The organism is Crocinitomicaceae bacterium, assembly GCA_016708105.1.
GTDB lineage: Bacteria > Bacteroidota > Bacteroidia > Flavobacteriales_D > Crocinitomicaceae > JADJGJ01.
In genome coordinates, this window is sequence record JADJGJ010000001.1 from 1,598,386 (window position 1) to 1,621,725 (window position 23,340).

The window sequence follows — 23,340 nt, forward strand, 5'->3', positions numbered from 1 at the left end:
CGGTAACGAGTTGATGCTTTCAATTCTATTTCTCATGCTTTATTGTTTGATTTAGATTTCTTTTTTTACATTGGGGATGGTTTTATTATACGGATAACTGTAATTATGCACAAACCATCACGGCTATTTTTTCTACATCCCGGCAGCGGATATCCCTGTCTGCCTGTGCATCTATAAACATGAAAACTAATTTTAGCAGGCAGGCATCCTTCGCTAAACCTCCGGTGCGGTTATTTGATGCGCCCTATTCTATTTACAATGAAAATTTGGGGCTTCAGAAAAAATGTAATAACTTTGTAATTACAAAACGCACTAACTTATGGATGTTTCATTAATTTCAATCGGTAATTCAAAAGGAATTCGACTTTCGAAAACTATAATTGAAAAATATAATCTTCAAGACACAATAGAATTGATTCTTGAAAAAGGTTATATCATTTTAAAACCTAAGACTAAAGCACGAAAAGGCTGGGAAAAATCATTCAAGAAAATGCATGAGAATGGTGATGATAAATTGCTTGTAACGGATGTTTTTAAGGATGAGGACTTCGAAGAATGGAATTAAAACAATACCAAATTGTTCTTGTTAATCTGGACCCGACATTAGGCAGTGAAATGAAAAAAACACGCCCTTGCGTAATCATTTCTCCTGACGAGATGAATAGATATTTACAGACTATTGTGATTGCCCCAATGACAAGCAGTTCTAAAAACTACCCAACACGTGTTCCGTTGAAACATAATAAAACTAAAGGCTGGATTGTTTTAGATCAAATTAGAACGATTGATAGACAGCGTATCGTCAAAGTGCTTGACTCATTGACTGAAAAAGAAATTAACAATGTTAAAAGCATAATTCACGAAACATATGTTGCGTAACAAACGTTTGCTAGCACAAGCCTGTTATACTTAATTTGATACATCGAATCTCCAATATGAAAAACATTCTGCTAGTTCTTCTTATTGTGTTCATAGGAAGTTGTAACAGCAATCCGTACAACTGTGCTATAGACCAAAAAGTGCTTACCAAGAATGACAGCATAATGGGACTTCCCGACTATAGAGATGGTTACAGTCCAATGCTAATTGAATACGACGAGCCCGAACTTGAAAGTTTAAATATTAAATCTTACCGACTGCTAATAACTCATAGTTGGGACAGAGATACCTGGATATATCGCTTTGAAAGGACCGAAGAAGGTGGATTGTTGACCCTCAAGAAAAATTATACCGAAGGTTATGAAGAGTATCTTGGAATTTCAGACACAACAATTTATCTAACATTATCTGAGGAAGAATGGAAAGAAATAGAATTGACTTTCGATTCAAATTGCTTTTGGACACTGCCACTCTCAATTGACAGGCGTGGACTTGACGGCAGAAATTGTGTCTTAGAGGCATTTGATCCCGATCGGAATAATCCAGTTAAAAAAAGTTACTTTATCGCAGCAAGATGGTCACCAGAAAAAGATACTGAATTTCGAAAAATTTGCGACTATATCGAATCGTTCGAACAGGACACCATAAAGTAAACAAACTAAGCATAACACCACATGCTTAAAAGTAATTAAGCCGCTTGTGGTTTTTCCAATTTCAGTATTTCATGGCAGCAGCACTGCACAAAAATTTTTTAAACACTCCCGATATCTATGGATTATTAAAAAAGTTTTTGTTCCGCTTGGTGGGTACTTTTAAGTTCAGTACATTTAATCGAGGTTGCGCTACTACTTTTATGCGTGAGCCGTCAGACTGTCTAAAAACCTCCTGCTGAGAATTAAATATTCGGGTAGTGATCCATGAAAAATTTCATATATTCGATTCTCAAGAGGCAGATTTTGGTTTTTAGACAGACTGCCGTTATATGCAATTTAAAGGAACCTTTATAATCATATATGCTTTAATGGGACTGTTGTCATGCGCACCGCGTGAGAATAGAAAAATTAATATTGAACAGACTTCCGAAAAAATCGACACGACAGTTTCCGATACAACCATATCAATAAGTATTGAAGAACCAGTTTTTTCAAATCCTGACTACGACCCAAGCAAGGACCCAGAAAATATAGAAATGTATAATATCTTCAGACCTTATGTCAAAGAGGAATTGTTAAACGTTGAGCAGGTCAGCGGAACCGAAGACAATATTCAATGTTTCGTAAATTATATTGGATTCATCAGCGACATAGAACTTCAAACAGAATTCCATGTTGTTACTGAATTTTGCAAAATTAAAACAGCAGACTCATATCGTGGAAATAGTAAAGTAGCTTTTGTAAATGAAAAATTAAAATATGCTCGTGTGTATTACTTGAAGGACCCGAAAGAACTTCCTATTAGTATAGAAAAAAACTCACTTTTATTTAATTTCAAAGGAACTAAAAAAGGACTTCAATTCAAGGGCGGACTTCCAGACATGTTATGTATTCCAGACGGCGGTTGTTATGAATAAAAAGCATATAACACCACATCCCATGTAAAGCCTTAAGCCCTGATCTCAGCGCTTACCTTGGATTTGATATGTCAAAAATATTATTATTATTTTTCACGTGTGCTCGCTAGGTGACTCCATACTTGTATTTCATACTAAGTACGCCAAGCAAAAAAATTAGCCTGCATCTGCCAAATCTTCATTACGCCAGTAATCACATTTCTTTTGTGTTAAAATAAAAAACTCCCGAATCACTTAAGACTCGGGAGTTGCTAATCTAACTAAACGATGAAATTATTTTTTTGTATTAGGTGTAGCGCAGCCTTCAACGCCGCAGCCTACGTTGAAAAACATCATGATTAAAAAATACGCTGCAATCAACAACAGAACCCAATCCCACTGAATAAAAAATGCTACTAAAAAACCCGTGCCAATGAACAAGCGCATCCAGCGCATCATGGTCCAGTTTGTGAAAAGTGATTCCATTACAAATTACTATTTAAAGTGAATGCCAGCTACCGGCGTTTTCCACTTCAATGCCATGGCGCTGAAGTATTGATTTAGCCTGTCCACTGCGCATACCGCTGGCGCAACAAACTACTACCGGTTTATTCATTGCTTTGATTTTTTTTACTTCGTTTTCAATGCGGTCTAAAGGAATGTTTTTTGATCCTTTCACATTGCCGCCCTGAAATTCTTGTGGCGTTCTAACGTCAATAATTACTGCTCCGTTAGCAAGCATTTCTTTTACGTTTTTCTGGCTTTGTCCGCCAAATAAATTTCCAAAAAGTCCCATAGTGTTTTTTATTTATGAGACAAAGTTAAGATGAGTAAAATTGAGAGATCGTGACCAAGGTTACACAATGCTATTCACACGCGCAAGTATCAGGTTCAATATTGGTAATACGTGACCGGTTTTCACTAATCACGTAGGTGATTTGATAGGTTTTGTTTTTCATATTTCCTTCCATCACGTAAAACGGATCAGGATATAATCTTGGTCGTGATTTTTCAGAAACGAAATGGGCATTTTTATAAAATGCTAATACGTCAGCTTCTGACAATCCAAGACATTCCAATTCACATGCCGCACGGTTTACAATGCGTTGTTCATGTGATTCAATGATGGCGCGCACATCTGCATCAGGCAACGGAACAATGTGTTTTGTTTTGTTACTGGTATTCACAACACAAGTAGCATTGTCAAAATGCACACCAATTACTTCAGCCAAGGTATCATACAATGCAAAGGTGATTCCTAAGGTGGCTTCATTTTTTAATCCTTCTATCAAATATATTTTAGGATAAACATCTGTCACACTTTCTGAAAAATTTACATCACCGTTATCATTGAGTACTGAGTAAATATCTGTATTGGTGAGTCCTTTGCAAATCATTACTTCTAACACACTATCACCTGCAAGTATGTCTTTTTCTGCAATCATATTTTTTACACGGTTACCGGGTAACCATGAACAGCCTCTGTTACCAAAGGTTAGAAATAGAATGACCAACCCCAGTCCAAAACCAAAAAGATAAAAGGTAATGCGTTGTTTAAATTTTTCAATCATGTTGTGTTACCTTGGAATGCAATAAATAAATAGGTGATGCGAAATTACAACTAATTTAAACACGGGCTTACGAAGATAATGCACTTGTATTTCTTGACTAAACTTGAATGGCGTTACCTGTATTTGTCATTTAAACCTTTTCCCTGACCAATCAGAATTATTGATTTCTCTGCCCGGGTTTGTCGTGTTTTCTCTTGTTTGGCTTCTGAAATATAATTAATGTATTCGCGTTGTTTGAAGGGAGTCAATGTTTCAAAAGCTGCGTTAAGTTTTTTATTTTTTTTCAACGCATTGGCTAGTTCGTCAGGAATAATACCGGTTGATTTTTTTTCAGGTTTCAACTCTTTGCCTGCTTTAGCATTTTCAATTGCCTCAAGAATATACGCTTTAACAAGTTTTTGATCTATTTCAGCTTTTGAATTGAATCTCCATTGTCTGAGGGCTTTTGTCTTTCCTTCACCGGCGTTCACCAACACTTTTTTTGCATCTTTCAAAAATACGCCTTGATAAAACCAGATACCGAGGTATGATTTGAAACCGCCAACACCCAAAACATTTTTCCCATGGATGGTAAAACATGGCCCTCCCCATTTTGTGGTTTCTACCAAGTCAGTTGAGCGAATAATTGAATAGAGGATTTCAAGTTCCTCAGCCCATTTCTCTGACTGATGAATCATGCTCATTCCTTTACTTCCATTTTTTTCTGATATTTTTTTTGCCATAGGTAGTGTATGCATAATCAAAAAAACTGTGATTACAATTTATCCATGAGTAACTCATAAAGTGCCAGCATGGATGCAATATCATTTTTGTGTACTCTTTCATCAGGACTGTGAACATTATTTTCAGGTGCTCCAATGAAACACCAATCTATAGGCATTTCGCTGGCTTGCAAAATGGTGCCATCACTGCCGCCTGCACTTTCTACTTCTATCTGAAAACTAATGCGTGATTTTTTGGCTACATCAATAATGCGGTTCACGTAACTTCTGCGCGGAATGCCGTGATCACGCATTGAAATAGCAACCCCTTTGCCGTGTGAAACACCTTCAGTCACCCACGTAATATCACAAATTAAAGCTTGTTTTGCTTTATATTTTTCATACAAAAATCGGGCAAGATAATTGGCTGAGCCTCCATGATGTTCTTCATACGTTGAAAAAACAATGGCACCGTTTTTTAGTGTGCGTGCAAGTTGTAATGCAATCCAAACACCTAATCGGTTGTCAAGATAGGGTGATTGAATGAAGTTTTTGGTTTCTCTGAAATTTGGTTTGAATGTGAGATTTGTACCTCGTACAATTTTACGTTTGTGTACTGCCTGCAAATACCTGTCTCCATCTTGATGCTCTATCACCAGCAATTCAGTTTTAATATCTCCAACCTGATCTTTACCAACTAATTGAATTCCCTCTGTTGCACGCGGACTACCAATGCGGATTAAGTGATTATTATAGCCAACAGTAAAACCGATAGAATCAATATGTGCATAAACGGCTGTGCGTGGTTTTCCAAATACCAATACAATGGCATCTTGAAATCCATCACCTGAATAAATTTTTGGTTTTACTTTCCATGTTTTTTGTTCTTGCTTGATGTAATTAAGCAAAAAATCAGTCATAGCAGATTCATCACCGCTGGTAGCTCTGATAGCACAAAGTTTTTTTAATAAATCCATGATGTATTGTTTTTAATCTGATCCGGTTATTGTGAATGTGATTGATGGCAAAGATTGAATATCTTTTTCAAATAATTCTGCATGTTGCACGGGACAAGCTATATCAATGATTGCACCTGTATCTGTGAAATTTTGTCTTACAATTTTTGTGTTTCTTTTTTGAATGATGTGCATGATTTCACCGGTTTGAGCGAACTGAAAATTTACAGAATAATATGTACAGATTTCAAGGGTTTGTATTTCTGATTTTTCAAGTGCAGATTTGGCAACAGATTTATAGGCTTGCATTAATCCGCCAACGCCTAAATTGGTTCCGCCATAATATCTTACCACTGCAATGAGTATATTGGTAAGATCAAAAGAAATAATTTGTCCAAATATGGGTTTGCCGGCTGAGCCTGCGGGTTCTCCGTCATCAGAGAAACGATCTTCAAAATTTCGTTTTCCAAATCTCCATGCAAAACATACATGCACAGCACCGGGATTTTTTTTCCAGAGATGTTCAATGATTTCTTTTGCATCCTGCGCCTGTTCACATGGAAAAACGTATGCCGTGAATTTGGATCCTTTCTCACGGTATTCAGCCTCTGTCGGTTTTTTAACGATGCGATATGTGTTTTTGTCTGTCACAAGCTGTAAAGATAGCCTAAGAACCAGTTGAATGAATGCTGCAATCAGCAAGCTTTCAAAAAAGCGAATGTTAATTTTTAACGGTTAATTGCAAAAATCTGAATAATTTTAACATCTCAAACCAATTATGTATGCATAGAATACAGCAATAAGCCTGTAGCTTTGCAGCAGAAATAACGGATGATTTCTCTCCGTGAGCAATACGGCCAGTGCCGGCTGAGGAAAGGATATGAGGTTCTCCGCGATGAGCCTGAACAGAAATAAAAAGAAAATGGAAACAATGGAAAAATTATCGTCAGCGCAATTGATGGAGCTTGAAAACAAGTATGGGGCACACAATTATCATCCTTTACCGGTTGTACTTGAAAAGGGTGAAGGGGTTTATTTATGGGATGTTGAAGGTAAACGGTATTATGATTTTTTGTCTGCTTATTCGGCCGTTAATCAAGGGCATTGCCATCCAAGAATAATTGATGCTTTAATAGAACAGTCAAAAAAATTGACGCTTACCTCACGTGCATTTTTTAATGATTCGTTGGGCGTGTATGAAGAATATTTGACTAAATATTTTGGTTACGATAGTGTACTGCCAATGAATACAGGGGCAGAAGGAGTAGAGACTGCGATAAAAATTTGTCGCAAATGGGCTTATGAGAAAAAAGGTATTGCTGAAGATCAGGCCTTAATTGTTGTATGTCAAGGTAATTTTCATGGGCGCACTACAACGATTGTTTCATTTTCAAGTGACGAAGGATCTCGCAAAAATTTTGGTCCGTTTCCTGCAGGTTTTGTTGCTGTTCCGTATAATGATTTAACGGCATTGGAACAAGCCTTGTCACAAAAAAATATTGCCGGCTTTTTGGTTGAACCTATTCAAGGAGAAGCCGGTGTTTATGTGCCTTCTGAAGGATATTTATCAAAAGCAAAAGCATTATGTGAAAAGTACAAGGCTTTGTTTATTGCAGATGAAATTCAAACCGGCATTGCCCGCACCGGCAAACTGTTGGCGGTTGATCATGAAAATGTAAAACCAGATATGCTGATACTTGGAAAAGCCTTATCAGGCGGAACCTATCCGGTATCTGCCGTGTTAGCAAACCATGATATTATGGATGTGATCAAACCCGGACAGCATGGTTCAACCTTTGGTGGTAACCCCGTTGCCGCGCGTGTTGCCATTGCATCATTAGAAGTTGTGAAAGATGAAAAACTTGCAGAAAATGCAGAGCGACTTGGAAAAATTTTCAGAGCTGAAATGCAAAAATTGGTTGCTGAATTTCCAATTGTAAAATTAGTGCGCGGCAAAGGGCTATTGAATGCCATTGTCATTAATGACACTGAGGAGAGCAGCACCGCGTGGAATATTTGCATCAAACTACGTGATAACGGACTACTGGCCAAGCCCACACATGGTAACATCATTCGCTTTGCTCCACCTTTAGTTATGACTGAAGAGCAACTGATCGAATGTGTTGAGATTATTCGTAAAACTATTGGGGAGTTTAGGTAGAGAAAGATTTCAATACTTGAAAAGAGGCGCGTTGGCGCCTTTTTTTTTGGGGGTGATGTGAAAATAGACAAAAATTGTCTATATTTGTGGATAAATAATGTCAATATGAACAATTTTGCAAAATACATCAAAGATACCCGGTTAAGTAAAAACATCAAATTAGTTGATGCGGCTGATGCATTGCAAATTGATAAGGCGCTGCTCAGCAAAATTGAATCAGGTATAAGGCAAGCTACAAAAAAGCAAGTGGGTGCTTTGATTAAGTATTATAAACTAGATGATCATGAAGCATATATTCTTTGGTTGGGTGCTAAACTAGTTTATGAGTTGGCTAATGAAAACTTTGCTTTAGAAGCCTTAAAAGTTGCTGAAGAGCAAATTAAATATGGTGGTTCTGAGTTAGCAATTTTTGAGCCTGACAATGAGTTAAAAAAATTACTCAAAGAGGTTGATAAATTAAAAAAAATATGGTCTAAGAAAAAACCACTTAATCAAATTCAGCTTCAAAAATTGAATGAACATTTCAGGCTGAAATACACCTATGAAAGCAATAAAATAGAAGGTAACACCTTAACATTTCAAGAAACCTTTTTAGTTGTTAACCAAGGTTTAACTATTGGTGGCAAATCAGTTAATGAGCATTTAGAGGCAATTAATCATGCTGAGGCAATTGAGTTTTTGATTCAGTTGGTTCAAAATAAAGAGACACTCACAGAAAGAGTCCTCCAAGAAATTCATTACTTGATTTTAAAAGGTATTGATAAAGCCAATGCAGGTAAATACCGTCGTGTGCCGGTGTATATCAGTGGCAGTTCATTTGTGCCTCCACAGCCGTTTATGGTTGCAAAGCTCATTGAAGATATTTTTATTTACTATAAAAAAAATAAAAACAAACTTCATCCAATAATTCTGGCTGCTGATATGCATGAAAAAATTGTCACGGTGCATCCGTTTGTTGATGGTAATGGGCGCACATGTAGGCTAATTATGAATTTGCTTTTACTTGCAAATGGTTATACGCTGGCTGTTTTAAAGGGTGATAATAAATCACGCTTGCATTATTACAGTATGCTTGAGGCTGCACAACAAAAAAATGATTCATCAGGTTTTTATAAACTGGTGGCTCAAACTTGCATTGATTCTCTTAATGAGCATATCAAAATGGCCGGTTAAAAATCTTCCACTCCAAAAAAAAAACGGAGTGGAAGATTCTCTATTCATCTTTTCATTCTTTTTTATTAAAGTGTTTTTTACTCAAGCGGATGAACGTAAAATTTTTGTTCAGAAATATTCATTCATCCATGCGGTATTAAATTGTATAACTTTGCGCTTTAAATTGTTCAGATTAAAGGAGTCAAGTTTTTTAGCGGTGAATCATAAATTGCATCAATGAGACGAGGTAAATTTTATCTGAATGCTGAAATAAATTAAAACACATGAAATCAATTGCAATACTTGGTTGTGGCAATATTGGTCTTTCAATTGCTGAAGGACTGCTGTCTGCAAATACTTCTCTATCAAATAAGCTTACCCTTACACGACGCAATATTCAATCTTTGAAATTTTTTGAAGAAAGAGGTGTTGAGGTGACAAAAGATAATTTGATTGCGGTGAGAAAATCGCAAATCATTATTCTGGCCGTGAAGCCTTACATGGTTGAAAATTTACTGAAAGAGATTGCACCCGAGTTAAAAAAGGATCACATACTTGTATCAGTGGCATCAGAGGTTAGTCTTGATCAAATTTCAAGTTTAATAAATAAAACCAATCCGGTTTTCAGGGTGATGCCTAATACGGCTAGCGCCATCAGAGAATCTATCACGTGCATTTGTACAAAAAACGGAACGGTGAGTGAAACAGAAGAAATAGCCAACCTGTTTAAAGGCATTGGAGAAACAGCGGTAATTGATGAAAACCTGATGGAAGCAGCAACTATATTGGGCGCATGTGGAATTGCTTACGTGCTTCGCTTTATCCGAGCAATGATTCAAGGCGGAATACAGATTGGATTTGATGCAAAAACTGCAACGCTCATAACTACACAAACTGTGAAAGGTGCCGCTGAATTACTGCTAAAAAATAATTCTCATCCTGAACAAGAAATTGATAAAGTGACTACGCCTAAAGGGTGCACCATTACCGGCTTGAATGAAATGGAGCATCAAGGTTTTAGTTCTGCATTAATTCACGGTATCGTAAAATCTTTTCAAAAAATTGAGAAGAATTAGAGAGGATTTTCTTTTTTCTGCACGCCAACATATTCTAGATGTACATCACTTTGTTTAATTAATTTTATCTTTGCATGAACAAAGATGTGGTTGTGTTGTTAAAGCGGATATGGCAGAGTATTCAATCAAAGATTTAGAAAATTTTACCGGCATTAAAGCGCACACCTTGCGCATTTGGGAACAGCGTTATAACTTGCTTGAACCTAATCGTACACCCACTAATATCAGATATTATACAGATAGAGATTTGAAAAAAATTCTCAATGTGAATCTCTTGTATAATAATGGATATAAAATTTCAAAAATTGCCTGCATGTCTGGTGATCAAATAATAGAGAAAGCGACAGAACTTCTCTATTCCCAACCGGAATCATCAGATGATCATATTGAATATTTTATCAGAATGATCATTGAATTGGATGAGCCGGCAATCATGGAGCGGATGAATGCTATTAATGAACAAGTAGGCGTTATTGAGTTTTATACCGGTACTATGATTCCATTGCTTCAACGCATTGGTGAATTGTGGCAGTTGGACACAATAACAGTTTCTCATGAGCATTTCTTCTCCAATATTTTGCGTGATTTTTTTATTCGCGAAACCAGTAAAATTGCTTCACCAATTGCAGCAAAAGGACGGGTTGTACTTTTTTTACATGAGCGTGAAATGCATGAATTGAGTTTACTTTTTTACTATTATGTACTTAAGTCTCGCAATTATGAATGCTATTATTTGGGGCAAGCAGTTCCGGTTGCTGATTTAATTTCTTTCATTAAACAAATGCGTCCTGATTTTCTTTTCACCAGTTTTATTGCCGAGACTGATCCTGAATTTATACAAGATTTCATGGCAAAAATATTAGCCATTCATCCGGCTAAAAAAATCTATGTTGGCGGTTACCAGGCAATGCATCATAAACAGGCCATGCCGGCTGACATTCATTTTATTCATAGCACAGACGATATCAAACTCTGAGCTAATTAACTACACGTAACATTTTATTGCAACCGATGGGAGAAATTCCTGGGGATGCATTGTTTTGTTTATTCAAAACTCAATGTGTGGCAAATTTTAATTCTGAGTTCTTCTCAAGTAATACTGGCGCTTCATTTAATATAAACTAAAGTCTATTTGAAATATCGCATTGGTTACTATTGATGTGCTGGTTGTGTGACTATATAGCCATGAATAGAAATTGAGCCAATAATGAACCCGAATCAGTTAAATCTCTTGTTTTCTTTTGTTGATACTTGAATTTATTGAATTGTAGGAGTTTTTTGCCATGGAAAAAATTGTTTAACAGCTATAGGTTTTGTTTATAGGTGAAACCCAAAATGAGGCAAAATGAGGCCTTTTTCAATAAAAAAATCATTTATATACTATTGAATATCAGAACAATAAATAAAGTGTTTAACGTATAGATAAATACGATAAACAAAAATTTGGTCAGGTCAGATATCCGCCTTAGATTTGTTCAACAATAAATATAAAACATTAAACAAAATGACAGCATTTGAATTTCAAAGTCAGGTAATCAGCCTGCAAGGTTTTGTTGAGAAGTTCGCAAAAACCTATTTAAGAAATGAGGAAGATGCGCGTGATCTTGCCCAGGAAACACTGCTGAAAGCCATCAGCAATTACGATAAATTCAGAACCAATACGAATTTGAAAGGATGGCTGCGTGTAATTATGAGAAATATTTTCATTAATGGATACAGACGCAATTCAAGCAGAGTAGTGCAATATGATTCAGAATCATATATGGTGCAGCGCGGTGAAACAGATTTCTATGGTCCTGACGCGCGTTTGGGAAGAAAAGAAATTGATCAGGCAATTGAAGATTTGAGTGATGATCTTCGTGTTCCATTTACCATGCATGTTGCGGGTTACAAGTATCATGAGATTGCAGAGCAAATGAATCTTCCGATTGGGACAGTAAAAAGCAGAATTTTTCAAGCAAGAAAAGTGCTTTCGCAAAAACTGAACTATGCGTAAGGTTGATATTATAGGTGCCGGTCTTTCGGGCTTATACGCGGCTTGCTATCTTTCAAAAAAGGGAGTTAAGGTTCGGGTATTTGAAAAAAATTCAGAGATAGGAGGCAGGTCTCGTTCGTTTACTTCCAATGGATTCACTTTTGATATGGGCCCATCTTGGTATTGGATGCCGGAATTGGTTGATCAGTTATTTCATGATTTGGGTGAAAAGAGAGAGGATTATTTTAAACTCACTCATCTGCAACCTTCCTATAGAGTATTCTGGAAAGACAGCAAACCTACAGATGTGCCGCATGATATGTCATCACTGAGAAAAATGTTTGATGAATTTGAACCCGGCGCTGCACAAAAATTAGATGAATTTCTGAAAGATGCCAAACTAAAATATCAGATTGCCACCCGTGATTTTATGGAGCAACCCGGTTTGAGTTGGGCAGAAATTGTGAATATTAAAACGCTGAAAAATGCTATCAAACTTGATGTTTTCAAGTCGGTAGAAAGAGATGTTGCACGACGGTTTAAGTCGGATAAATTACGTGCAATATTAAATTTTCCGGTACTTTTTCTGGGTGAAATGCCCTCGCGCATTCCTTCTCTTTATACGTTGATGAATTATGTTGATCTTGAACTAGGCACATGGTATCCTGAAGGCGGAATGAGTGCATTAGCCAAGGCTCTAGAAAAAATTGCACTCAAACAAGGTGTTGAAATTCATACTGCAGCTGAAATCACAAAGTTTGAAACGCAATCCAATGAAATTACCGGTATTGAAATCAACCAAAAACTCTATGAAACTGAACAGATTATTGCAAGTGCAGATTACCATCACATAGAGCAAAATCTTGTGCCGGAAAAATTCAGACGCTATTCAGAAAAGTATTGGAACACCAGAAAATTGGCGCCCAGCTGTCTGATTTTTTATGTTGGTGTTAATAAAAAAATTGACGGCCTGTTGCATCATAATCTTTTTTTTGATGAAGATCTGAATGCACATGGAAAGCAGATATATGAAAATCCGGCATGGCCTGATAAACCATTATACTATATCTGTGCTCCGTCAAAAACTGATCAAACAGTAGCTCCTGAAGGTCATGAAAATTTATTTTTTCTGATGCCAATTGCCACTGAAATTGAAGATAATGAAACCGTACGCAAAAAGTATTTTGACTTGCTCATTTCACGAACAGAAAAACATCTTGGTGTGAATTTTCGTGATCAGATTGTTTATCAAAAATCATACGCAATTCATGACTTTGCAAAAGATTATAATGCATATAAAGGCAATGCTTATGGACTTGCCAATACGTTGCGACAAACAGCAAACTTAAAACCAAAAATAACCTCAAAACTCAATAATCTCATGTTCTGTGGTCAGCTTACTGTTCCGGGTCCAGGTATTCCACCTGCTCTGATTTCAGGTAAAATTGCAGCTCGTGAATTCCTTAAAACGCAAAACCAAAACCTATGAAAAAACTATTTGATGAACATAGCACCCTAAGTGCGCAGTTAGTGACAAAAAAATACAGTACTTCATTTTATGCCGGGGTCCGTTGTCTTGATAAAAAAATCAGGAATGATGTTCACGCAATTTATGGATTTGTGAGATTTGCTGATGAAATTGTTGATACTTTTCATGATTATGATAAAGAAGTTTTGTTGTCTGAATTTATTAGAGATACCTGGCTTGCAATTGACCGAGGAATTTCATTGAATCCTATTTTGAATGCATTTCAGGCAACGGTGCGTAAATATGAAATTGATCATCAGTTGATCACTCAGTTTCTACATAGCATGCAAATGGATCTAGAAAAAATATCATATACAGATGAGCGATATAAAGAATACATTCTTGGTTCTGCTGAGGTAGTTGGTTTGATGTGTCTTAAAGTTTTTGTTTATGGAAATCAGCAAGAGTATGATCGCTTGAAACCTTACGCAATGACTTTAGGGTCTGCTTTTCAGAAAATAAATTTTTTACGTGATTTGAAAGATGACGTTAATGGGTTAGGACGTTTGTATTTTCCACATATTGCATCAACTGAACAGCTGACACCGGAAGAAAAATTGGCGATTGAACTTGAAATAGAAGAAGAGTTCAAAGAAGCCTACAAGGGTATTATTCAACTACCAAAATCTTCACGTTTTGGTGTGTATCTGAGTTATGTTTATTATACCAGATTGCTGAAAGAAATTAAGCGTTGCACTATAAATGAACTGATGCAATCAAGAATAAGTGTACCTAATAATACCAAGTGGTACTTGTTTTTGAAATCACTCGTGAGAAATACTGCAAATTTGATTTAATGATTAAAAACTTATGAATATGAGTAAGAAACTTATCTTGATATGGTCCTTTGTTTTTGTTGGATTGGTGGTTCGTGCAGGGCATCCTGATATGTCCAAAATTCGCGATTTGTTTGCCGTTGCCGCAACTGATGAAGAGGCTTGCAATGAATTGTATAAATTAACCAGTAGTTATAGTTTGCAAAACTTCCCGGTTTATTACGCATACAATGCAGCAGCTGAAATGACACAAGCTAATCATACGTATTGGCCAAATGAAAAATTAAGCCTCTTCAACGCCGGTAAAGAAAGGTTGGAAGAAGCAGTTACCAAACAACCCAATACGGTAGAAATCAGGTTTATCAGATATTGTGTGCAGCAGGGATGTCCTTTCTTTTTAGATTACGACGATAATTTAGATGAAGATAAAAAATTTATTTTGGGTAATCTTTCAAAATCAGGTTGGTCTGAAACATATCAAAAAGAAGTAAAGGAATTTTTAAATTCGTAGCAATGAATGTCATCCTTGTTGATAAGCACGATAAAGTAACCGGTGAAATGGAGAAAATGGAAGCCCATGAAAAAGGTCTATTGCACCGGGCCTTTTCTATTTTTATTTTCAATAAGCAAAATGATTTGTTGCTGCACCAACGCGCAATGGGTAAATATCATTCTGAAGGATTATGGACAAATACCTGTTGCAGTCATCCATTACCTGATGAAACAGTTGAAGAGGCTTGTCACAGAAGGCTTAAAGAAGAAATGGGTTTTGACACACCACTAAAATTTCTTACCAAATTTATTTATAGAGCTGAGTTGGATAAAGGTTTAACAGAGCATGAACTAGATCATGTGTATGTTGGCTATTATGACGGAAATATTTTTCCCGATAAACTTGAAGTGGCCGATTGGAAACATGTTTCTTTAGAACAAATAAATCAGGAGCTTAATTCCATTCCCGAACAATATACTGCCTGGTTTAAAATTATTTTTCCAACTGTCTACTCGCATATTCGCCAGTAATATTTAATGACCAATTCAAAACAAAAAATAGCGGTAATAGGAGCCGGTTTAGCAGGGTTGGCAGTGGCTATTCGTCTGCGACATCAAGGTTTTCATGTTATTGTGTTTGAAAAACAAGCAACTCACGGCGGCAAACTTGCTGAATTTACGCAACATGGTTATCGCTTTGATAAAGGGCCATCTCTATTTACTGAACCTTGGGAATTGGAAGAACTTTTTAGCGCAGTGAAGGAAGAATCATCAAAGTTTTTTTCATTTAAAAAAATTGAAACGGCGTGTCATTATTTTTTTCCAGATCGTACCATCTTACGTTTTTCAGGTAATCAGAAGGAATTAAAAGATGAGATAGAGACCAAAATCTCTTCTGAAGCAGCTTTGAATGTCTTGTCTTACTTGGCTGACAGCAAAAAAACGTATGAGCGCATTGGTACTTTTTTCATCAGTCAAAAAGCATTTACGTTGCGTGATATTTTTAAGAAAGAACTGCTTGTTCGATATCCTTGGTTTTTAAGCAGCCGGATGACAAAAAGTTTACACGCATTCAACCACGGGAGATTGAAAAATGACAAACTGGTAAAAATATTTGATCGGTTTGGCACTTATAACGGATCAAATCCTTTTCAAATGAGTGGAATCTACAGTACCATTCCTCATCTTGAACACAATACCGGTACCTGGTTTCCGGATAGAGGTATGCGTGATATTGTTGATTCAGTTTACAAACTCGCCGTTAAAAATGGGGTTGAGTTTCGCTTCAATCAGAAAATACAAGATATTAATTTTAAAGATAATTCTTACACTATTGTTTCTGATCAATCGGAAAAATATAATGCGGTAGTTTGCGCCATTGATCATTTGGCTTTTTATCGTGATTTGCTAAAAGATAAAGCACTATTCAAGAAATATGAAGAACAAGAGCGTTCATCATCGGGTCTTGTCTTTTACTGGGGAATAAAGAAGCAATTTAAACAACTTCATCTTCATAATATCATGTTTAGTGAAGATTATAAAAAAGAATTTGAGCAGATTTTTTGCGATAAAAAAATTCCGGATGATCCAACAGTTTATGTTCACATATCTTCAGTAGTTAATGAATCAGATGCTCCAAGAGGTTGTCAGAACTGGTTTGTGATGATTAATACACCTGCGGGAATTTTTCCAAACGAATCAGAAATTTTGGCAATTAAAAATAGAATTTTTCATAAACTAACTATTCATTTAGGAGAGGATATTGCACCGTATGTTGAAACGGAATCTTATTGGACAGCCAAGAATCTTGAAATAGAAACTGGGGCATTTCAAGGTGCCCTATATGGTGCATCATCTAACCACAAACTGGCCGCAATAAAGCGCCATAAGAATACAATAAAAAAGTATCCACGCTTATATTTTTGTGGAGGCACTGTGCATCCCGGAGGCGGCATTCCTCTTGTGCTTAGATCTGCACGTATTGTTTCAGAAATAATACAGCAGGATGCATCAATTTAAAAAATATTTTCCTTGGATACTCATTATATTTCACATGATAGGTTTAATCCTATTCATGAAAAATAGTGAGAACGCAAGCCTCACTTACCTCAATATTTTACTATGTTCAGTACTTGTTTTATTAGATGAAAACAATGCGAAAAAAAAATGGTTTGTGTACTTAACGATAGTAGTTTTTGGTTTTGCGCTTGAATGGGTTGGGGTGCATACCGGATGGCTTTTTGGCAATTATTGGTATGGTAGTGCTTTGGGCTTTAAGCTAGATGATATTCCTCTTGCCATTGGGTTGAATTGGCTGGTAATTATTATATCATCTACAACGATTGTACAAAATTTTCATCTACCGTTTTGGTTCAAGATATTATTATCCGGAGCTATTGCAACCGCTGTTGATGTGTTGATTGAACCGGTAGCAATTCACTATGGTTTTTGGAGCTGGGAAAACAATGTGATTCCTTTCTATAATTATGTGTGCTGGTTTGTGTTCAGTGTTTTATTCTCGTGGTTATATCTTGCAAATTCAACTGTGGTGAACAATACAGCAAGATATCTGTTATACATCTGGATTGTGTTTTTTAGTCTCCTAAATTTATTCTGATATGTGGTTTTCAATTGCATGTATATTTTCTTTTTGCCTAATGGAAGGAGGCGCTTGGCTTGCTCACAAATATCTTATGCATGGTCCACTTTGGAGTTGGCATGAAGATCATCACAAGCCCAATGGAAATTTGTTTCAAAAAAATGATCGCTTCTTTTTAATCTTTGCCGTTCCTTCATGGTTGTCCATCATGTTTGGTATGATTTATCAATTTCAATTTTTAACCGGATTTGGTGCCGGCATAGCGGTTTATGGATTGGTATATTTTCTTGTACATGATGTATTGATTCATCGCCGATTTAATTGGTTTGATAAAACTGAAAATAAATATTTCAGAGCTATTCGGAAAGCGCATAAAGCACACCATAAAAATCAGTTCAAACAGGGCGGAATTTGTTTTGGAATGTTACTAGTTCCTAGAAAATATTTTCATATATGAAAGCCCTCTATTTATGGCTTGATCTGGCAACTATTTTCTTTCCACTTGTCTTAAGTTTTGATAAAAAAGTAGCTTATTTCAGACAATGGAAATTTGTTTTTGCTGCAGGATTAATTGTCGGTATACCTTTTCTCGTTTGGGATTATTATTTTACCCATGCTAGGGTGTGGGGCTTCAATCCAAATTATCTTACGGGAATTTATATAACAAATTTACCTATTGAAGAAGTCTTGTTTTTTGTTGTGGTTCCTTTCTCATGCGTATTTATTTATGCATGTGTAAAAGCTTATTTTGAAAAAATTAAATTTAGAAAACTGAACAAAATCTTCTATGTTTTTATCTTTTCTTACCTCTTCTTTATTTTAATTTTCGGATATCATGGTGCATACTCGCAATTTGTGATTGCAACATCACTGTTAACGCTTTTGGTGATTTGGCGATTACGCAATCAATTACATTTTCTTCCAATTTCATTTTTAATTTCAATCATTCCCTTCATGCTGGTGAACAGTGTTTTAACCGGAGGACTCACAACTGAACCAATTGTTTGGTATGATGATCAAGAGCGCACCCCATTTAGAATTTTCACCATTCCAGCTGAAGATATTTTGTACAGTTTCACTCTTTTAGGTTTGAATATTTCCATTTTTGAATTGACCAAAAAAATATTTAAAAAATAATCTTTCTGCATCCAAGTCGGGAATTCTATTTGTGTTTGTTGATGCTAATTTTAACAACAAAGTGCCTATTCACCTTTTGAGCCTCATCTAACCTGTGGAGATCCTCATCACCCTTGGAGCCTCATCTAACCTGTGGAGATCCTCATCACCATTGGAGCCTCATCTAACCTGTGGAGATCCTCATCACCATTTGAACCTCATCTAACTTGTGGAGACCCTCATCACCATTGGAGCCTCATCTAACCTGTGGAGACCCTCATCACCATTGGAGCCTCATCTAACCTGTGGAGATCCTCATCACCATTGGAGCCTCATCTAACCTGTGAAGACCCTCATCACCATTGGAGCCTCATCTAACCTGTGGAGATCCTCATCACCATTGGAGCCTCATCTAACCTGTGGAGACGTCGCAGTGCGACGTCTTTACCGGATAAGCCCGGGGTTACTTTTTATAATTGGCAGGATTTTTCCTGATATAAAGTGCTATCCGGATAAATTCTTGCTGATTTCTGATTATCCTATCATGGAACCGATCTTGCCAGCCAAAGTCTTTATTGATTTTATGAGAGTACTTAGATACCACAGATTTGTATGATCTTATGATGACAGATATTGATCCCGGTTTGGGCAGTATGGCTGTCATTTTTGTGTTTTTCATTTGTTTTTCTTCCAAGTAGACAGGGTGATCTCCTGTGGAGACAGCCTCTCCACCTGTGGAGACGTCGCATTGCGACGTCTTTACTAATAGAATCCATCAATGTTTGCATACAGAGCAAACCTGTGGAGACGTCGCATTGCGACGTCTTTACTAATGGGAGGATATTATCTTGAGGGGAAAGGCAAATAATCCCATGCATGTGATCAGGCATGATGATAAACTCATTGAGTTGTGCATTTGGAAAATGTTGTGGAATTTCTTGCCAGAATGTTTTAGCTAGTTCTCCTATTTCACTGAGCACCATTTTTCCTTCTACAATCTGTCCAAAAAAAGGAATTCTATTTTTTGTGCAAATGGTAATGAAATATGAGCCTGCTGAAGTGTAATCAAATCCGCAAAGGCGCGTAGATTCAATTTTGTATTTGAATAAATATTTTGCCATCTCCTCTAATCTTTTGCATGTCAAATGTATGCAAATTATAATTTCTCTTTCAAATATTTTGCGGTGTATGATTTTTTGGATTTGACCAGTTCTTCAGGTGTACCTTCAAATACAATATTACCTCCTTCATTTCCACCTTCAGGACCAATATCTATAATCCAGTCAGCACACTTGAGCACATCAGTATTGTGCTCAATAACAAGTATTGAGTGCCCGAGTTTTATCAATGCCTGAAAGCCTAGAAGCAATTTTGAAATATCATGAAAATGAAGTCCTGTTGTAGGTTCGTCAAAAATGAACAGTGTTGGATGAGGATTTTTCTGTCCGATTGTTAAGAAAGATGCCAGCTTAATTCGCTGTGCTTCACCACCGCTCAATGTACTAGATGATTGACCTAGTGTAAGATATCCAAGTCCTAAGTCTGCGAGTGGTTTTACACGTTCAATAATTTTTTCTTCTAATGAATTTTTGTGATCAAAAAACGTGAGAGCTTCGTCAATTGAGAGCTGAAGAATGTCTGAAATATTTTTACCTCGGTATTCAATTTCTAGCGTTTCGGGAGTGTATCTTTTTCCTTTACAGGCTTCACATTGCAATTGCACGTCAGCCATAAATTGCATTGAAATTGTGATCTCTCCGTCTCCTTTGCAGGTTTCACATCTACCTCCCGGCACGTTGTAAGAAAAGTATCCTGCTTTATGACCTCTTATTTTTGCTTGTTGTGTTTTGGTAAAAAGTTCTCTGATAAAATCAAATGCTTTCACATAGGTTGCAGGGTTGCTTCGCGATGATCTTCCAATAGGGTTTTGGTCAATTAATTCAACATCTGCAATGCGTTTCAAATCTCCTGATAACTCATCAAAATCACCTATTTTATTACTTGATTTCCCCAACTCTTTCAACAAAGCAGGATAGAGAATTTGTTTTACAAGTGTTGACTTTCCGGATCCGCTGACACCACTGATGCAAACTAATCCGTTGAGCGGAATTTGGACGGTAATATTTTTCAGGTTGTTCTCTCTTGCACCTTTTATGATGAGTTTATTGTTGAGTTTACGTCTTGCCTCAGGTAATGAAATTGAGGCTCTACCGGTTAAGTATTGTGCGGTCAAACTTTCTGATTTTATTAACGCTGAGTGTGAACCTTGAAAGACAATTTCTCCGCCAAAAATTCCAGCATGTGGTCCCATGTCAATGATCTCATCTGCGGCGCGCATAACTTCTTCTTCATGTTCAACAACAATTACGGTATTGCCAACTTTTTTTAGTCTTTGTAAAATTCCAATTAATCGTTGTGTATCTCGCGGATGCAATCCAATACTTGGTTCATCTAAAATATACATTGATCCAACTAAACTGCTGCCCAATGAAGTAGCCAGATTTATGCGTTGTGATTCGCCGCCTGAAAGTGTTCCTGACTGTCTGTTCAATGTTAAATATCCAAGCCCCACTTCGTTAAGATAAGTAAGACGATTTGATATTTCCAGTATTAATCTGCTTGCTGCTTCTCGTTGATATTTATCTAAATGTAAATTACCGAAAACCTGATGAAGTTCTGATACCGGCATAAGAATAAAATCACTCATACAGTATCCATCAATTTTTACTTGATTGGTTTCCTTGCGTAAGCGTGTACCGCGACAATCTGTGCAGAGTGTCTTGCCTCGGTATCTAGACATCATGATGCGGTACTGAATTTTGTAGGAATTGGATTGAAGAAATTCAAAAAAGTGATCAATACCCCAAATATCTTTATTCCCTTTCCAAAGTAAATTGTTCTGTTCTTTGGTTAATTCAGAAAGGGGTTTGTGTATAGGAAATTTATATTTTTCAGCAAAACGAATAAGGTTGTCTTTCCATTCACTCATTTTTTCACCTTTCCATGGTGCAATGCCTTCGTTATATACGCTTTTTGATTTGTCAGGTATCACCAGGTTGGGGTCAACACCAATAATAGAACCATATCCTTCACAAGTTTGACAGGCACCAAAGGGATTATTAAAACTAAAAAAATGAAGAGTTGGTTCAATAAAAGTCACTCCGTTTTTTTCAAAACGGTTATTAAAAAATAAATATTCGTTGCGATCAGCTAAGTAAAGAACGCAGTCTCCAAATCCCTCGTAGAAAGCTGTTTGAGCAGAATCAGCAAGTCTTGAAAAATAATCTTCATCATCAGGATCATGCTTCAAGCGATCAATGACAACATAACTTTTATCTTTCTTGTAATTAACTTTTGTTTTACTTTCAATCTCAATAATTTCTCCATCAGAAAAAATGCGTGTATATCCTTGAGAAAGTAAAATTTCAATTGATTTTTTTGCTGACTGATCATCTTTTATTCTCCACGGCGCTAGTACCAAAAATTTTTCTCCGGCGGTGAATTTCGTTGTTGAGTTCACAACATCGGTCACTGAATGTTTTTTTATCTCACTGCCGTCTTCTGCGTATGTTTTTCCAATCCGTGCAAAAAGTACTTTGAGATAGTCATAGATTTCAGTCACTGTTCCAACGGTTGAACGCGGATTATTAGAAATTACTTTTTGTTCAATTGCAATAGCAGGTGAAATGCCTTTAATATAATCAACGTCAGGTTTGTCAAATCTCCCTAAAAATTGTCTTGCATAGGATGAAAGGCTTTCTACATACCTTCTTTGTCCTTCTGCAAACAAGGTGTCAAATGCCAATGAGCTTTTACCTGAGCCTGACAGCCCAGTAATCACGACAAATTGATTGTGTTTTATCGTTGTTGAAACGTTTTTAAGGTTATGTACCCGTGCGCCGTGAATTTCTATTTTTCTTTGGTTTGCAGACATTTAGTCAAATGTTTGTTGTTGAATGGACAAATTTTACTGTTAAATCAATCATCTTAATACTTCACGCGCTAAAGTTAGCAAGAAGAAAAGATTTTTTTGTTTTAACCAACCCTTCCATTATCTTTGGCGTATTACATAACAAACACACGCCTATTGCATAGTTATACTCTTTTAAAACAGAAATGAAAAATCAGCGCCGCTCAAGTTCTTTGGCGCATAAAGGAGTAAACTATGATGAAGTACGATGTTCTATCTGAAAAAGAACTGGTGAGATTATACCAGACGGGTGATGAAAAATCTTTTGAAATCTTATTAAATCTCAACAAAGACAGGGTATACGGTTATATCTTTTCTAAGGTGCGTAACCATGAGTTGGCCAATGATTTGTTTCAAGAGGTTTTTATTAAAGTCGTTCGCACACTAAAAAACGGAATGTATAACGATGAAGGTAAATTTTTACCATGGGTGTTAACAATTGCACATAACATGATTGTTGACCACTTCAGAAAAGCAAAAAAAATGCAAATGATTTCAGAATCTAGTTCTAAAAACGAAGAATTCAATATTTTTGCAGTGCTCAAACTCACTGACCGGAATATTGAGGATTCTATCATCAAAGAACAGATTGAAAGTGATGTAGTTAAGTTGATAGAATATCTGCCGGATGAGCAACGCGATGTTTTAGTTAATCGCTTGTTCAGGGGAATGAGTTTTAAAGATATTGCAGAACAAGAAGATATTAGTATCAACACCGCGTTAGGGCGTATGCGTTATGCGTTGATTAACTTGAGGAAACTCGTAGATAAACATAAGGTGAGTATAACTGCTTAGTCATTGCGACTGATACTGATAGTCCCCCGGAGGTAGGTGCCCGG

Annotated in this window: 26 protein-coding genes; 18 read left to right on the forward strand and 8 right to left on the reverse strand. The window is 36.5% G+C overall.

Features of this window, described 5'->3' with window-relative positions; all coding sequences use genetic code 11:
* Nucleotides 1–319: 319 nt before the first annotated feature.
* From IPH66_06955 to IPH66_06970, 4 genes are all read left to right on the forward strand, one after another.
* The gene (locus IPH66_06955; protein ID MBK7129087.1) at nucleotides 320–565 is read left to right on the forward strand and encodes an AbrB/MazE/SpoVT family DNA-binding domain-containing protein; all 246 of its coding nucleotides are present in this window, start codon (nucleotides 320–322) and stop codon (nucleotides 563–565) included.
* Complete coding sequence (locus tag IPH66_06960; GenBank protein ID MBK7129088.1) at nucleotides 556–879, forward strand: type II toxin-antitoxin system PemK/MazF family toxin; 324 nt, start codon at nucleotides 556–558, stop codon at nucleotides 877–879. Before IPH66_06955 ends, IPH66_06960 begins: the two co-directional genes overlap by 10 nt.
* Nucleotides 880–935: 56 nt before the next feature.
* A complete protein-coding gene (locus IPH66_06965; protein MBK7129089.1) occupies nucleotides 936–1,532 on the forward strand; it encodes a hypothetical protein in 597 nt (198 codons plus the stop codon).
* A 329-nt stretch (nucleotides 1,533–1,861) separates the two neighbouring features.
* A complete protein-coding gene (locus IPH66_06970; GenBank protein MBK7129090.1) occupies nucleotides 1,862–2,449 on the forward strand; it encodes a hypothetical protein in 588 nt (195 codons plus the stop codon).
* A 273-nt stretch (nucleotides 2,450–2,722) separates the two neighbouring features.
* On the opposite strand, the gene IPH66_06975 is transcribed toward IPH66_06970, so the two are convergent.
* From IPH66_06975 to IPH66_07000, 6 genes are all read right to left on the reverse strand, one after another.
* Entirely contained in the window at nucleotides 2,723–2,914 is a 192-nt protein-coding gene (locus IPH66_06975; GenBank protein MBK7129091.1) for a hypothetical protein, read from the reverse strand.
* A gap of 13 nt (nucleotides 2,915–2,927) precedes the next feature.
* Complete coding sequence (locus IPH66_06980) at nucleotides 2,928–3,224, reverse strand: rhodanese-like domain-containing protein (GenBank protein ID MBK7129092.1); 297 nt, start codon at nucleotides 3,222–3,224, stop codon at nucleotides 2,928–2,930.
* Nucleotides 3,225–3,294: 70 nt separating this feature from the next.
* The gene (locus IPH66_06985; protein ID MBK7129093.1) at nucleotides 3,295–3,999 is read right to left on the reverse strand and encodes a hypothetical protein; all 705 of its coding nucleotides are present in this window, start codon (nucleotides 3,997–3,999) and stop codon (nucleotides 3,295–3,297) included.
* A 113-nt stretch (nucleotides 4,000–4,112) separates the two neighbouring features.
* On the reverse strand, nucleotides 4,113–4,682 hold the full coding sequence (locus IPH66_06990; protein ID MBK7129094.1) for a YdeI/OmpD-associated family protein: 570 nt from the start codon (nucleotides 4,680–4,682) through the stop codon (nucleotides 4,113–4,115).
* A 71-nt stretch (nucleotides 4,683–4,753) separates the two neighbouring features.
* A complete protein-coding gene (locus IPH66_06995) occupies nucleotides 4,754–5,677 on the reverse strand; it encodes a M20/M25/M40 family metallo-hydrolase (GenBank protein ID MBK7129095.1) in 924 nt (307 codons plus the stop codon).
* A 12-nt stretch (nucleotides 5,678–5,689) separates the two neighbouring features.
* Nucleotides 5,690–6,307 (reverse strand): YigZ family protein, encoded by a 618-nt coding sequence (locus tag IPH66_07000; protein ID MBK7129096.1) that lies wholly within the window; start codon nucleotides 6,305–6,307, stop codon nucleotides 5,690–5,692.
* A 280-nt stretch (nucleotides 6,308–6,587) separates the two neighbouring features.
* Here IPH66_07000 and rocD point away from each other — a divergent pair, with 280 nt between their 5' ends.
* The 13 genes from rocD (at nucleotide 6,588) to IPH66_07065 (ending at nucleotide 18,552) form a co-directional block, all read left to right on the forward strand.
* Nucleotides 6,588–7,817: an ornithine--oxo-acid transaminase gene (gene rocD, locus IPH66_07005; protein ID MBK7129097.1), complete on the forward strand. Its 1,230-nt coding sequence runs from the start codon at nucleotides 6,588–6,590 to the stop codon at nucleotides 7,815–7,817.
* A 105-nt stretch (nucleotides 7,818–7,922) separates the two neighbouring features.
* On the forward strand, nucleotides 7,923–8,990 hold the full coding sequence (locus IPH66_07010) for a Fic family protein (GenBank protein MBK7129098.1): 1,068 nt from the start codon (nucleotides 7,923–7,925) through the stop codon (nucleotides 8,988–8,990).
* A 263-nt stretch (nucleotides 8,991–9,253) separates the two neighbouring features.
* On the forward strand, nucleotides 9,254–10,045 hold the full coding sequence (gene proC, locus IPH66_07015; protein MBK7129099.1) for a pyrroline-5-carboxylate reductase: 792 nt from the start codon (nucleotides 9,254–9,256) through the stop codon (nucleotides 10,043–10,045).
* A gap of 109 nt (nucleotides 10,046–10,154) precedes the next feature.
* The gene (locus tag IPH66_07020) at nucleotides 10,155–11,021 is read left to right on the forward strand and encodes a MerR family transcriptional regulator (protein MBK7129100.1); all 867 of its coding nucleotides are present in this window, start codon (nucleotides 10,155–10,157) and stop codon (nucleotides 11,019–11,021) included.
* Between the two features lie 528 nt (nucleotides 11,022–11,549).
* A complete protein-coding gene (locus IPH66_07025) occupies nucleotides 11,550–12,041 on the forward strand; it encodes a sigma-70 family RNA polymerase sigma factor (protein MBK7129101.1) in 492 nt (163 codons plus the stop codon).
* A complete protein-coding gene (gene crtI, locus IPH66_07030; protein ID MBK7129102.1) occupies nucleotides 12,034–13,509 on the forward strand; it encodes a phytoene desaturase in 1,476 nt (491 codons plus the stop codon). The genes IPH66_07025 and crtI (IPH66_07030) overlap by 8 nt, the downstream gene beginning before the upstream one ends.
* Complete coding sequence (locus IPH66_07035) at nucleotides 13,506–14,345, forward strand: phytoene/squalene synthase family protein (GenBank protein MBK7129103.1); 840 nt, start codon at nucleotides 13,506–13,508, stop codon at nucleotides 14,343–14,345. Before crtI (IPH66_07030) ends, IPH66_07035 begins: the two co-directional genes overlap by 4 nt.
* A 19-nt stretch (nucleotides 14,346–14,364) precedes the next feature.
* Nucleotides 14,365–14,835 (forward strand): hypothetical protein, encoded by a 471-nt coding sequence (locus tag IPH66_07040; protein MBK7129104.1) that lies wholly within the window; start codon nucleotides 14,365–14,367, stop codon nucleotides 14,833–14,835.
* A gap of 2 nt (nucleotides 14,836–14,837) precedes the next feature.
* On the forward strand, nucleotides 14,838–15,347 hold the full coding sequence (idi, locus tag IPH66_07045) for an isopentenyl-diphosphate Delta-isomerase (protein ID MBK7129105.1): 510 nt from the start codon (nucleotides 14,838–14,840) through the stop codon (nucleotides 15,345–15,347).
* A 6-nt stretch (nucleotides 15,348–15,353) separates the two neighbouring features.
* Entirely contained in the window at nucleotides 15,354–16,835 is a 1,482-nt protein-coding gene (crtI, locus tag IPH66_07050; protein ID MBK7129106.1) for a phytoene desaturase, read from the forward strand.
* A gap of 55 nt (nucleotides 16,836–16,890) precedes the next feature.
* Nucleotides 16,891–17,433, forward strand: a complete 543-nt coding sequence (locus IPH66_07055) for a carotenoid biosynthesis protein (GenBank protein ID MBK7129107.1) — start codon at nucleotides 16,891–16,893, stop codon at nucleotides 17,431–17,433.
* A 40-nt stretch (nucleotides 17,434–17,473) separates the two neighbouring features.
* Complete coding sequence (locus tag IPH66_07060) at nucleotides 17,474–17,872, forward strand: sterol desaturase family protein (protein MBK7129108.1); 399 nt, start codon at nucleotides 17,474–17,476, stop codon at nucleotides 17,870–17,872.
* On the forward strand, nucleotides 17,869–18,552 hold the full coding sequence (locus IPH66_07065) for a lycopene cyclase domain-containing protein (GenBank protein ID MBK7129109.1): 684 nt from the start codon (nucleotides 17,869–17,871) through the stop codon (nucleotides 18,550–18,552). Before IPH66_07060 ends, IPH66_07065 begins: the two co-directional genes overlap by 4 nt.
* A 572-nt stretch (nucleotides 18,553–19,124) precedes the next feature.
* Here IPH66_07065 and IPH66_07070 read toward each other — a convergent pair.
* Together IPH66_07070 and uvrA are read right to left on the reverse strand one after the other, a co-directional pair.
* Nucleotides 19,125–19,652 (reverse strand): hypothetical protein, encoded by a 528-nt coding sequence (locus IPH66_07070; GenBank protein MBK7129110.1) that lies wholly within the window; start codon nucleotides 19,650–19,652, stop codon nucleotides 19,125–19,127.
* Between the two features lie 35 nt (nucleotides 19,653–19,687).
* Entirely contained in the window at nucleotides 19,688–22,465 is a 2,778-nt protein-coding gene (gene uvrA / locus IPH66_07075; protein MBK7129111.1) for an excinuclease ABC subunit UvrA, read from the reverse strand.
* A gap of 234 nt (nucleotides 22,466–22,699) precedes the next feature.
* Between uvrA and IPH66_07080 the strand changes: the two genes are divergently transcribed.
* A complete protein-coding gene (locus IPH66_07080) occupies nucleotides 22,700–23,296 on the forward strand; it encodes a sigma-70 family RNA polymerase sigma factor (protein MBK7129112.1) in 597 nt (198 codons plus the stop codon).
* Nucleotides 23,297–23,340: the final 44 nt, after the last annotated feature.